Annotated in this window: 8 protein-coding genes and 2 pseudogenes; 3 read left to right on the forward strand and 7 right to left on the reverse strand. The window is 67.9% G+C overall.

Annotation, left to right across the window (positions count from 1 at the left end; translation table 11 throughout):
• Positions 1–347 (forward strand): annotated as a pseudogene (locus ACTWQJ_RS33170) (transposase); the annotation flags it as partial.
• 78 nt (positions 348–425) lie between these two features.
• On the opposite strand, the pseudogene ACTWQJ_RS33175 reads toward ACTWQJ_RS33170, so the two are convergent.
• The 3 genes and pseudogenes from ACTWQJ_RS33175 to ACTWQJ_RS33185 all read right to left on the reverse strand — a co-directional run.
• Positions 426–569: pseudogene (locus ACTWQJ_RS33175) on the reverse strand (SpoIIE family protein phosphatase); the annotation flags it as partial.
• A 573-nt stretch (positions 570–1,142) separates the two neighbouring features.
• Complete coding sequence (locus ACTWQJ_RS33180; protein WP_443310202.1) at positions 1,143–3,320, reverse strand: RICIN domain-containing protein; 2,178 nt, start codon at positions 3,318–3,320, stop codon at positions 1,143–1,145.
• A 123-nt stretch (positions 3,321–3,443) separates the two neighbouring features.
• Complete coding sequence (locus tag ACTWQJ_RS33185) at positions 3,444–4,814, reverse strand: ricin-type beta-trefoil lectin domain protein (protein ID WP_443310203.1); 1,371 nt, start codon at positions 4,812–4,814, stop codon at positions 3,444–3,446.
• Positions 4,815–5,175: 361 nt separating this feature from the next.
• Between ACTWQJ_RS33185 and ACTWQJ_RS33190 the strand changes: the two genes are divergently transcribed.
• The gene (locus tag ACTWQJ_RS33190) at positions 5,176–5,514 is read left to right on the forward strand and encodes a DUF1232 domain-containing protein (RefSeq protein WP_443310204.1); all 339 of its coding nucleotides are present in this window, start codon (positions 5,176–5,178) and stop codon (positions 5,512–5,514) included.
• A gap of 174 nt (positions 5,515–5,688) precedes the next feature.
• Here the strand turns inward: ACTWQJ_RS33190 and ACTWQJ_RS33195 are convergent, their stop codons facing one another.
• From ACTWQJ_RS33195 to ACTWQJ_RS33210, 4 genes are read right to left on the reverse strand one after another with little or no spacing between them, the layout of a single operon-like run.
• On the reverse strand, positions 5,689–7,053 hold the full coding sequence (locus tag ACTWQJ_RS33195) for a GH1 family beta-glucosidase (protein ID WP_443310205.1): 1,365 nt from the start codon (positions 7,051–7,053) through the stop codon (positions 5,689–5,691).
• Between the two features lie 29 nt (positions 7,054–7,082).
• Positions 7,083–7,955, reverse strand: coding sequence for a carbohydrate ABC transporter permease (locus ACTWQJ_RS33200; protein WP_443310206.1), 873 nt, complete (start codon positions 7,953–7,955; stop codon positions 7,083–7,085).
• Positions 7,948–8,943: a carbohydrate ABC transporter permease gene (locus ACTWQJ_RS33205; protein ID WP_443310207.1), complete on the reverse strand. Its 996-nt coding sequence runs from the start codon at positions 8,941–8,943 to the stop codon at positions 7,948–7,950. The genes ACTWQJ_RS33200 and ACTWQJ_RS33205 overlap by 8 nt, the downstream gene beginning before the upstream one ends.
• Before the next feature lie 14 nt (positions 8,944–8,957).
• Positions 8,958–10,277, reverse strand: a complete 1,320-nt coding sequence (locus ACTWQJ_RS33210) for an ABC transporter substrate-binding protein (RefSeq protein ID WP_443310208.1) — start codon at positions 10,275–10,277, stop codon at positions 8,958–8,960.
• 185 nt (positions 10,278–10,462) lie between these two features.
• Between ACTWQJ_RS33210 and ACTWQJ_RS33215 the strand changes: the two genes are divergently transcribed.
• Positions 10,463–11,770, forward strand: a complete 1,308-nt coding sequence (locus ACTWQJ_RS33215) for an ROK family transcriptional regulator (RefSeq protein ID WP_443310209.1) — start codon at positions 10,463–10,465, stop codon at positions 11,768–11,770.
• Positions 11,771–12,363: the final 593 nt, after the last annotated feature.

A 12,363-nucleotide genomic window follows, 5' to 3' on the forward strand; every position in this document is an offset into this window, starting at 1 on the left:
AGACGGGCGGCGCAAGTCGATCCAGCCGATGGCCGAGCGGCTGCCGGACGGCAACATGCAGGCGTTGCAGCAGTTCGTCAGCCAGTCTCCGTGGGATCACACTCCGGTGCTGCGGGCGGTCGCGTCGAATGCGTGTGCGGCGATCGCCCCGGAGGCGTGGGTGATCGACGACACCTCCTTCCCCAAGGCGGGCGACCAGTCGGGCGGGGCGGCCCGGCAGTGGTGCGGGGCACCGGGAGAAGTGGCGGCTGGCCCTGGACGCGATCGACGAGGCGCGGGGATGGGGGCTGGACGGCCGGGTCGTCGTGGCCGACGCCGGATACGGCCAGATGCACGCCTTCCGCAATGCCGGGCCGATCATGTTCATCGCCGGCCAGGTGAATGACCAGGTCGTCCAGGTGTGTGAGGAGCTCGTCGGGTGGCAGGTCGACGTCGGCCAGGGTCCGTACGGCGGTGCGCAGCCTGCCCATGGTGGCGGAGGCGTGGATGCCGTGGCCGACGACATCCCCGACGACGAGGGCGACCCGGCCCCCGGACAGCGGGATCACGTCGAACCAGTCGCCGCCCACCCTGCCTGTGAGCCCACCGGCAGACAATGGGAGGCGATCTCCACCGCCGGCTGCGCGGGGAGCCGCTGGGGCAGCAGGCTGCGCTGCAGGGTCAGCGCGGTGTTGCGCTCGCAGGTGTAGCGGCGGGCATTGTCCATGGCGACGGCGGCCTTGGCGGCCAGCTCCGCGGCGTACGACAGCTCTGCCTCGTCGAATGGCCCGGGCAGACGCGAGCGCCAGAAGGTGACCACACCCATCCGCATCCCCCGGGCACGTGGCGGAGCCGTGATGAGTGAATGGATGCCGCAGTCCAGGATTCGATCAGCCTCTTCCGGATCCTGGGACTTCCATGCGTGGGAAGCCCGCAGATCGGGCTCGATCGTCGCGCCGGCCCGCTCTTCGGGTGTGGCCGGACCCGGTGTGTGCGGTCAGGCGGCGTCAGGGCCGGCCACCCGACAGTCATGGGTAGAACCGAGGCTGTCCGCCATGACCTGCGGGTCTCAGCGCTCTCGGCATCCGCTTCAGCACCGGGCTTGAGCCCGGTGCTGAAGCGAGGAGCCCCGGTAGTCGGTCAGCCGCGCGCTGCGGTCCCCGTCATGGGTAGTTCACGAGGTTGGCGACGTTGGTGGAGGAGTTGGACGGGCCGCCCCGGTCGTTGATGACATGCCGGATGGTGCCGGTGCCGCCGAGTGAGACGGTCACCATGTTGCGGAACTGCACGTTCGGGTTATTGGGGACCTCAAAGGCGCGCTCCGCTGTGACGCTCGGGTCGACGTTGAAGAAGCAGTAGCTGCCGAGTCCGTACGCTTGATGGCTCGTGACGGAGCCGGCGACCTTGTAGGCGGCGTAGCCCTGTGTCGAACCGTTCATCCAGGCAGCCTGGTTGGGGGGGTCATAGGGCATTTCGTTCTGATAGAAGTACGTGCGTCCGCCATTGCCGTTCCAGACGGTCTGATACTTCTGGTAGTGCTCGACGAACAGTCCGTACATGGTCACGTTGTCGCCGTTCACGACAAGTCCCGTGTCTGCCGTATTGGTGTTCCAGCCCACGCCGGTGCCGTGGTCGCCGCGCCAGATCCACATGTGGTCGCCGATGACGTTGTCGCTGTTGACCACCAGGCTGGTGGTCGCCTTGCCGACCGCGGCGCCGCCGACGCGGAAGTACACGTCGTGCAGAGATGTGGGGTTGGCCGCGTGCGACACCGACGAGCCCGTCGGCCCGACCTCCATCAGTGTCTGTGAGTTGGTCGTGCCCGCGTCGAAGAGGATGCCCGCGACCTTGACGCCGTCGACGTCCGCGACCGTCATGGCCGTAATGCCGTTGTCCGGGATGAACGTGGCGAGCCCCAGGCCGAGCACGACGGTATCGGGACGGGTCACCCGCAACGTCTGGTTGAGGTGGTAGACACCGGGTGTGACCAGGAGGTTCTTGCCCTCCGCCAGGGCCGCGTTGATCTGCGCGGCGCTCGCCCCGGGCTTGACGACGTAGAACTGGTCCATGCCGAGCGACGTGCCCGCGGCATTCCCGTTCGCCCATGTCGTCGCCGTCGAATCGGCTCGCAGGGACGGCACGAACACCCTGTAGGCACCGGAGCCGTCCACGTAAAGGAAGGGCTTCTCACGGACCGTGGGGGTGCGGTCCACGGTGGTGTACGGCGGGTTGGGGAAGCTGTTGCCCGGCACGCCCTGGCTGCCGACGAAGACCATGTTCCAGTTGGAGCCGTTCCAGCTGCCGAGCTGGGAGTTGCGGGTCAGCCACTGCTGCTGGGTACCGGACCGCACCTGGCCGTCGATCTTGGTGTCGGCCATGAAGCCGCCGCTGGACCAGCCGCCGTCGCTCAGCTCCAGATCACCGCGAACGTGCATGCGGCGATAGCCGGACGCCTGCGAGACCGCCCAGCGGTCCGTGCCGCCCGACGGATTGACCGACAGGTTCTCCGCGCCGCGCCAGAAGTTGTGCGTGGCGTTCTGCGGCGGGAACCAGTCGGCCTCCACGTGCACGGCACCGTTGATCGTCACCGCGTCGGGCGACTGCCCCAGTCCGAGGACCTGGGTGTAGAAGCCGACGTTGACGTTGTTGTTGTAGGTGCCCGGCTTGAACATCACCGCGTAGCGCTGGGAGCCGAACTGGTTCGTCTCCTGCTGCTCGAAGATTGAGTTCAGCCGACTCTGGATCGTCGACGACGGCATCGACGGGTCGAACACGACCACGTTCGGGCCGAGGTCGACATCCCCGGGCAAGGTGCTCACGGGCGCCACCTGAAAGCGCTGGGCCGCCGTCCCGTTGCATGTGTACTGCACCAGCTGCACACTGTCGGCGGTCGACGCGGACGGGACGTCCAGGCACTTGCCGCTGTGCCGGTTGACGAAGTGGTAGGCGCCGCCGCCCTCGTCCACGGCCTGCCACTGCTGGTTGTTCCCGCCGCCGTACGTCCACAGCTGCACGGGGGCGTTGTCGGCAGTGGACACATCCGTGACGTCCACGACCTGGTTCGCCTCGTTGCGGTTGCCGATCCGCACATAGCCGTCGCTGGTCGACGTGAAACTCCACTGCTGCGCCGTGGTGTTGTTGCAGCTGTACTGCTGCACCGCGGTGCCGTTCGCGGTCGCGGCGGCCCGTGCGTCCAGGCACTTGCCGCTGCCGCTGTTCACGACGGTGGCCCAGCCGCTGGGGAGGGCGGCGGCCTGGGCAGCAGCTCGCGAGGGGGCGGCCTGGGAAGGGGCACCCGTCAGGATGGATGCGGCCGAGGCCGCGACCACGAGTGCGGCCACCCACGGCCGTGTTCTGTGGGTCGGACTGCGGCGGCCCGCTGGGGGTATGCGTAGGGATCCGAGCACAATTCCTCCTGTGCCTTGCCGACGAGTCGGCCGAGTGTGGGGGTAGGAAGGGCGCGGTCAGCCGTTGTAGCCCACGAAGACCTTGGTGAACTCCCATGACTGCTGCGGGACGCCGGAGCAGGTGTCGGCCCCGCCTCCCGTGCACGGGCGGTCCCGGTTGACGGACCAGAACGTCAGCCGCGCCAGGTGGCGCTGCTGCGCGTAGCCGAGGATGGTGCGGAAGTCGGCCACCGTGACGGTCTCGCCTTGGTCGGTGATGCCGTTCATCGACGAGATTCCGGTGTGCCGGTAGGCCTGGTCGTCGCTGTAGCCGTAGGCGTTCTTGACAGCGGTCTTGAGTCCCTCGGCCGCCTGGACGGTGAGGGTCCCCATGTTCTGGCCCGCGCCGCCGAAGTTGAACGGCATGATCGTCCAGCTGTCCACGGTCAGACCGGACGCCGCTGCCTTGCTGATGAGACTGGAGTCGGGGCCGTTCTGGCCGGTGCCGAAGGTGATGTACACCTTGATGCCGGGGTTGTTGGCCTTGAGGATCTTCAGAGCGTCGACCGTGCGCTGCTGGACGGTGGGGCTGTCGTACGCGGCGGCCTCGATGTCGATGTCGATCGCCTTGAGCCCGTATGCGTTGACGACCTTCTGATATGCAGCCGCCAGTTCGGCGCTGCTGGAGCAGGAGCTCTCCAGCTTGTTGCCGCTCCAGCCGCCGAACGACGGGATGACGTCGCCGCCCGCCGCGCGGACGGTGTTGATGGTCTGCTGGTCGACCCCGCCGGTCAAGGGCCGGCTGCCGTCCCACTGGGGGTTGCAGTAGCCGTTGCTGAGGACGAAGGCGAGGGTGAACCACTTGACCCCGGTCGCGCTCATGACGGTGGTCGGGTTCGGCGGGCTTCCCCAGCCGTTGTAGAGGTAGGGAGCGACAGCCATGCTGCCGGGGGGCACGGGGTCGGAGCCTCCGACGGCGGGCGCGGTCCACTTCTGGTTGGCGCCGCCGGTGCAGGTCCAGATCTGCAGGCGGGTTCCGTTGGCGGAGCTGTTGCCGGTGGCGTCCAGGCACTTGTCGGCCTGGGGGTTGACGATGTCGCGGGCGGCGGTGACGTTCCACCGCTGGGCCTCGGTACCGTTGCAGTCCCACAACTGGACGACGGTGCCGTCGGCCGTGCCACCGGAGGCGACGTCGAGGCACTTGCCGAGGGCCCTGATGGTGCCGTCGGAGTTCACGGTCCACTGCTGGGCCGCGGTGCCGTTGCAGTCGTAGAGCTGTACGGGGGTGCCGTTCGCCGTGTTCGCGCCCGCCACGTCCACACACTTGCCCCCGATCCCGGTGATCTGTCCGGTGGCTGCGGCAGCGGACCACGCGGGGGCGGCGCTCAGGCCGGCGATCAACGCGACGGCGGCGGTGCAGAGCAGGCCGCGCGAAAGGGTGATGTTCATCGGATCACCGTCCCTTTCCGGTCGATTGCTGCCGCTGAAGCCGCTGAGGTAAGGACGGGAAGCCCATGACTCTCCCTCTCGGATGTGGGGTGGAAAATCTTGTCGTGCACATGACATTGATGCCAAAGCGCCCCGGCGCATCCCGGTCGATGCCAAGGAAGGATTACTTCACTCCGAGATTTAAGATGTGAAGTAAGCCTGGCGTCAAGGTATGGACCATTGGGAATTCCCCGTGGGACGAGTGCACTTGGGCTGCGAGACCCCCGCGGGCAGGCCGTGCGGCCTCACCAGCCGAGTCAGTGACGGACAGTCACATGCTTTGGTACGGACGACATTTACCCCTACCTCCAAGGCCTGGACCGTGATCCTCGTTGTCTCGATCCTCGGGGCAGCCACCCTCGCTGCGGCGGTCACCGTGCTGGTCCGCCTCGTGCGCGCCCGCCGGCGGCTGCGCCGCGCCGGACTCCCGTCGGGACCACGCTGGGTCTTCTGGGGTGCCGTCCTCTACCTGGTGCTGCCCACCGACCTCCTGCCCGACCCTGTCTATCTGGACGACATCGGCGTCCTCCTGTTGGCTCTCAGGTCGCTGCGCGCCGCCTCAGGCCTGGGTTCGGCTCGCGCCGCCGCCTCACTGGCCTCGACGTCTTCGTGGAGGAAGAACGGCCTTCGCCTTGACCAACAGCCCCATGGCGAGCAGTGAGTGTCGGCAGGGCGTCATGGCACGCTGCCGGCGCCCGAGGTGAGGCCGGGCGCGGTGCCGAGCAGAGCGCTGGGGGAACCTCCACGCTTTCCGCCCCATGGCGCGCTCGGAATCCGCCCCGCAGTTCACCCTGACGGTCCCGCCCTCCGGTGCCGGCTCACACGTCAGTGCACCTCAGGCGGCGCGGCGGCCATGGCCCCGGTGGCTGTGAATGATGTCGGCGTACCGGTGGCCGCTGCCCTTGATGGTGCGGACCTGGGTCCGGTAGTCGACGTGGACGAGGCCGAAGCGCTTGTCGTAGCCGTACGCCCACTCGAAGTTGTCCAGCAGGGACCAGGCGTAGTAGCCGGCCAGGGGCGCACCCTTGCGGGCGGCGCTCGCGCAGGCCGCAAGGTGCTGGACCAGGTACTCCGTGCGTTCGGGATCGTCGATCGTGCCGTCGGGGCGTACGACGTCGGGGAAGGCGGAGCCGTTCTCGGTGACGTACAGCTTGCGGGCGCCGTATTCGTGGGTGAGGCGCAGCAGCAGGGTCTCGATGCCGGTGGCGTCGATCTCCCAGTCCATGCCGGTGCGCGGCACGCCCGGGCGGCGGACCTGACGGGCGTACGGGGCCGGGCCCTTGGGATCGTCGGCGACCGTGGCCGGGAAGTAGTAGTTCAGGCCCAGCCAGTCCAGGGGCTGGGCGATGGTCTCCAAGTCGCCTGCGTATTCCGGGAGTTCTACGCCGTAGACCTCGCGCATGTCGGTGGGGAACCCGCGGCCGTGGACGGGGTCGAGCCACCAGCGGTTGGTGTGGCCGTCCATGCGGTGGGCGGCGGCGATGTCCTCGGGACGTTCGGTGACGGCCTGGACGGTGGAGAGGTTGTTGACGATGCCGACCTGTGCGCCAGGGGCCGCGGCGCGGATCGCCTGTGTGGCCAGGCCGTGGCCGAGGAGCAGATGGTACGAGGCCCGGATCGCCGCGGTCAGGTCCGTCAGGCCCGGCGCCATCAGGCCCTCCAAGTGGCCGATCCAGGCCGAGCACAGCGGTTCGTTGAGCGTCGTCCAGTGGTGGACCCGGTCACCCAGGCGCTCGGCGACCACGGAGGCGTAAGCGGCGAACCGCTCGGCGGTGTCCCGCTCGGGCCAGCCGCCCCGGTCCTGAAGCACCTGTGGCAGGTCCCAGTGGTAGACGGTGACGGATGGTGTGATGCCCGCCTTCAGGAGGCCGTCGATCAGCGCGTCGTAGAAGTCGAGGCCCTTGGCGTTGACCGTCCCGTCGCCGCCGGGCAGGATCCGCGGCCAGGCGACCGACAACCGGTAGGCGTTGGTGCCCAGTTGCTGCATCAGGGCGATGTCCTCGCGCCAGCGGTGGTAGTGGTCGCAGGCGACGTCTCCGTTGTCGTCGCCTGCGACCTTGCCGGGGGTGTGCGAGAAGGTGTCCCAGATCGAGGGCGAGCGGCCGTCCTCGGCGACCGCTCCCTCGATCTGGTACGCGGCAGTGGCCGTGCCCCACGCGAAGTCGTGCGGGAATGCGGCCAGGTCGATGGGCTCGGGCACTGAAGTCCTCTCAGGGGTAAGGGGGTTGGTCACTTCACGGCGCCGGCGGTGAGTCCGGTGACGAGATAGCGCTGGAGCAGCAGGAAGCCCGCGACCACGGGGACACTGACGACGAGCGAGGCGGCCATGACCTGGTTCCAGTACACGTCGTTCTGGGTGGCGTAGCCCTGAAGACCCACGGCGAGCGTGCGGGTCATGTCGTTGGTCATCACGGACGCGAACAGGACCTCACCCCAGGCCGTCATGAACGCGTAGACAGCGACCGCGACGATCCCGGGGATCGCGGCCGGCACGACGACCCGGAACAGCGCGCCGAGCGGCCCGCAGCCGTCCACCAGCGCGGCTTCGTCCAAGTCGCGCGGCACGGAGTCGAAGTACCCGATCAGCATCCAGATGGAGAAGGGCAGCGAGAACGTGAGGTACGTGAGGATCAGGCCGCCGCGCGAGCCGAAGAGCGCGATGCCCGTGGCGTTGCCGATGTTCACGTAGATCAGGAAGAGCGGCAGCAGGAAGAGGATCCCCGGGAACATCTGGGTGGACAGCACGGTGACCGTGAACACGCGCTTGCCGCGGAAGCGGTAACGGCTCACCGCGTACGCAGCGAAGACCGCGATCATCACCGAGCACACGGTGGCCGCGCCGGCCACGATCAGCGAGTTCACGAAGTACTTCGCCAGCGGGACCGTCGTCCAGATGTCGATGTAGGGGCGGATGGTGAGCCCGCTGGGCAGCCAGCGGAACTTCCCCGAGACGTCCTCCAGCGGCTTCAGCGAGCTGGAGAGCATGACGTACGCCGGCAGCAGTACGAAGCCGGTGAGCAGGGTCAGGAAGATGCGGCGCGACCAGAGGAAGGAACGCGGGGCCGCCATGGGAGACCGGAGCGGCGTCGAGAGCCTAGACATCGGCGGTCTTCCTTCCTCGGGAGGTCAGCAGGAGGTAGACGCCCGTCACGACGAGCAGGAACAGCAGCAGGAGCACCGACATGGCGGAGCCGGTGCCGAAGTTCCAGGTGACGAAGGACGACTGGTAGATGTGGATCGAGATGAGGTCCGCGGCCTCCGGCGCCGCCTTGCCGAACAGCACGTACGGCGTGTTGAAGTCGTTGAACGTCCACAGGAACAGGACGAGGACCAGTACCTGGTTGACCGGGCGCAGCGACGGCAGGGTGATGCGGCGGATCTGCTGCCACATCCCCGCGCCGTCGAGGGCCGCAGCCTCGTACAGTTCCTTCGGGATGTTCTGCAGGCCCGCCATCACGATGAGGAAGGCGAACGGCCAGCCCTTCCACACCGAGACGGTCAGCAGCGCGACGAAGCTGTTGTCGCCGATCAGCCAGAAGGCGGGGCTGTCGGTGAGACCCAGCTGGTCGTGCAGGACGTGGTTCACCAGGCCGTTGTCGTGCTGGAACATGAACGCCCAGGTGATGACGGCCGCGTACACGGGAAGCGCGTACGGGACGAGAAAGACCGCGCGCAGGAAGCCGCGGCCGCGGAACGTGTCCTGCATGAAGATCGCGGCTGCCGTGCCAAGCAGCCAGCACAGCCCGACCGAGAGGACGGTGAACGCGCAGGTGATCAGGAACGAGTGGAGCAGCGCCTCGCCGACGGGCGCGTCGAAGTCCACGGACAGGCGGTAGTTCTCCACGCCCGACCAGGGCGCGGTGCCCCAGTCGCGGATGTAGAACTGGGTGAGCTCCTTGAAGCTCATCACGATGCCGATCACCATCGGCACCAGATGGACCAGGAGTTCCAGGAGCAGGGCGGGCAGGACGAGCAGATACGGCAGTCCGATGCGGCGGATCCGCCCGGTGCGGCGCGGGCCGCGCGCCGCACCGGAGGAACTCTTCCGCACGGCCCGCTCGCCAACCTCGTGGGCAGCGGTCGTGGTCATGGCAGTGTCCGTGCTCACTTCGTCGGCATCTGCTGCTGGGCCTTTTCGAGTTTCGCTTTCACCGACGCGGTGGTCACCGGGCGTCCGGCGGCGGCGTCGGCGAACAGCTCCTTGACGGCCGTGCCGACTGCCGTCTCGAACTGCGACTCCTCGGGGACCTGCGGCAGCGCCGCGGCGCTCGTGGCGAGGGTCTCCCGCAGGGCCGCCGTGGCCGGGCCGCTGAAAGCCTGGTCCGACTGCGCGGCCTTCACCGGCGGGATGGAGCCGTAGGCCTTGTTGAGGATCTTCTGCTCGGCGTCGCTGGTCATGAACTTCACGAACTTCGTGGCGCCGTCGATGTTCTTGGTGTTCTTGAAGACGGCCAGGTTGATTCCGGCGACCATCGAGTTCGTGGACGTGCCCTGACCCGGGGTGCCGGACTGGACGGGTGCCGGGGCCACGCCCCACTCGTCGTCGCTCATGCCCTGCGCCGTGAACGTGGCGGAGGCGGTCTGCCACAGGACCATCGCCGTCTTGCCCTTGGAGAAGTCGCTCAGCGACTGGTTCTGGGCGTACTCGGCGTTGCCGGGCGCGATGATCTTGTCCTTGGCCATCAGGTCGACGTACTGCTTGACCGCCGCGACCGCGCCGTCGGAGGTGAAGTCGGGCTTGCCGTCCGCGGAGAAGAAGTCGGCACCGTGCTGCTTGCCGAGGACGAAGACCTGGTGGATGTTGTTGGACAGGTTCGAGCCCTCGGCGCCGAGGCCCCACTTCCCGTTCTTGGAGATCTTCTTGCCGTCGGCGACCAGCTCGTCCCAGGTCGCGGGCGGCTTCTCGATGCCCGCTTCCTTGAACATCTTCTTGTTGTAGTAGAGCGCGTACGCCATCGAGTACAGCGGCACCGCGGCCGGATCCTGCCCCTGCACACCCGTGGAGCCCAGCGCGGACTCCACGAAGCGGTCCTTGCCGCCGATCTTGTCGAAGTTCTTGTCGTCCCAGGCCAGCAAGGCGCCGGAAGCCTGCAGAGAGGCGCTCCAGGTGTTGCCTATGTTGAGGACGTCAGGGCCCTGACCCGAAGTCGTCGCGGTGAGGATCCGGTTGAGCAGATCCGACCAGGGCACGACCTCCAGCTTCACCTTGATCCCGGTCTGCTTCTCGAACTTGTCGAGTTCGGGTTGCAGGACCTTCTTGTCGACGGCGATGCTCGCGCCCTGATTGGAGGCCCAGTAGGTGAGCGTCTTCGGCGAGTCGTTGGACCCGCCGCCGTTCGTCGACGAACCACCGCCGCAGGCCGACACGGCAAGGACGAGAGACAGGGTGACGGTGCCGACAGCCGCGGCTCGGATTCTGCGCATGGCTCCAGGTGTCCCTTTCCGGGAGTCGCGGATACCGAAGAGGGCGGGCCGGAACGACACCGTGCTCGACTCCAGAAGGCCCTCAAGGCTTAATTTAGGACGTGAGTTAAACCTCGAGAGAAAGTCGCGTCAAGGGATCCGGCAGGGGTATCTTGCCGAGCAGGGCTACAAATTGAGGGGGCAAGGTGAGAGCGCGCAACGGCCGAACGGTGCGTGACCTGCGGCGGGAGAACCGCACCGCCGTACTGCAACGGTTGTACTTCGACGGATCGATGAGCCGCTACTCGCTGGGCCCCGCCACCGGGCTGAGTTCGGGATCCATCAGCAACGTCGTCGCCGAACTGCTCGCCGACGGGCTGGTGGAAGAGGCCGGCAGTGTCGACTCCGACGGCGGCCGACCGCGCACCCTGCTGCGCATCGCTCCCGGAAGCGGCCACATGATCGGCGTCGACGTCGGCGAGACCCGGGTCCGCGTCGAGCTCTTCGACCTCTCCTTCGCCGAACTGGCCCGCACCGAAAGGCCGTTGGCGACCGGCAAACCCCACTCCCAGGCCCGGTACGACGTCGACCTGATAGTGGGTCACATCCGCGACGGGATCGCCGAGGTCCTCAACGCGGCCAACCTCACCTCCGAGCGGCTGCTCGGTGTCGGCATCGGCGTGCCCGGCATCGTCGAGCGGACCACGGAGGGCGGCGCAGTGGTGCACGGCCAGACCATCGGTTGGGACGCCGTCCCGCTGGAGCGTATGTTGCGCCTCTCGGAGCAACTCCCCCACACCGTCCCGTACTTCGTCGACAACGGCGCCAAGACGCTGGGCCAGGCAGAGATGTGGTTCGGTGCCGGGCGCGGCGCCCGCAATGCCGTGGTCGTACTCTTCGGTTCCGGCGTCGGCGCGTGTGTCGTCACGGACGACGTCGAGCACGGCCGGGCCGTCGAATGGGGGCACCTCACGGTGCGGGTCCAGGGTCGCAGATGCCGGTGCGGGGCGCTGGGGTGCCTGGAGGCGTACGCGGGAGCCGAGGCGCTGCTCGAGCGGTGGCAGGAAGCCGGCGGACGACCGCCGCAGGATGCCGACGAGGAGACCGCGCTGACCGCCATGCTCGCCGCCGCCTACCCGCAGGACGGCACTGAGCCGGACTCTGTGGCGGAGGCCGTCCTGGCGGAGACCGCGGAGTACCTGGGCGCGGGCCTCTCCGACCTGATCAACCTCTTCCAGCCCGAACGCATCCTGGTCGGCGGCTGGGCCGGTCTTCAGCTCGGCTCACGCTTCCTGGAGTCGGTGCGCGCCCACGCCTTCTCGTACGCGTTGACGTACCCCGCGGGACGCGTCGGCATCGACCTCGGCACACTCGGCCCGGACGCCGTCACGGTGGGCGCCGCGACCCTGCCGCTCGCCGACTTCTTCGCCCATGGAGGCCGCCGCGCCGAGGCCGTGCGGGAGAAAGAGCTCCCCGCGTGGCAAACCAAGTTGGGAGATCGGTCGGCGCAATGACCGCAGGTGCGGGGCGTAGTACTCGCGCAGCGAGTACGGAGTCCGGCTCGACCTGCCGCCCCGGGGACTGGTCCAGCGGGGCGGTGCACCCGGTACGCCTGCCGCACCCGGCAACGGCGAGGGCCGCTGAACCAGTTACGTGCCCGAGATACATCAGTGCAGACGAATCCCTTGGATGCGTGCCACGACGGGACCGAAACGCGAATGGTTCGGAGCTCCGGACGCGCACCACGAGGCACGTGTGGGTGCTTCCACCATGGCCGTGACGGCACCGCCATGAGACACGACGTCTTAAATGAGTGGCAACAGAGGGGATGTTATCCCTCTCTCTCGCTCCCGGTGACATGCTGATGGAACTCAGGCTACTGGTAAGGCCAGTGTAACGACGATGTTTCCCGTCTTGGACCGGCCGAATACCCTGTCGGGTTCCAGAACTCGGCCTGGCCCGGTGACCAGCAGCGATGGATAGAGCACCACGCGCCGGGAAGGATCTCGGACTGTGTCGCTACGGCTGCTCTACCTGGTCTTCGCCCTGCATGTTGCCGTCCGGCAGCCGCTCGGCCATCGGCTGGATCGACTTGCGCCGCCCGTCC

Origin of the sequence: Streptomyces sp. KR55, assembly GCF_052245645.1 — a bacterium.
GTDB lineage: Bacteria > Actinomycetota > Actinomycetes > Streptomycetales > Streptomycetaceae > Streptomyces > Streptomyces flavusporus.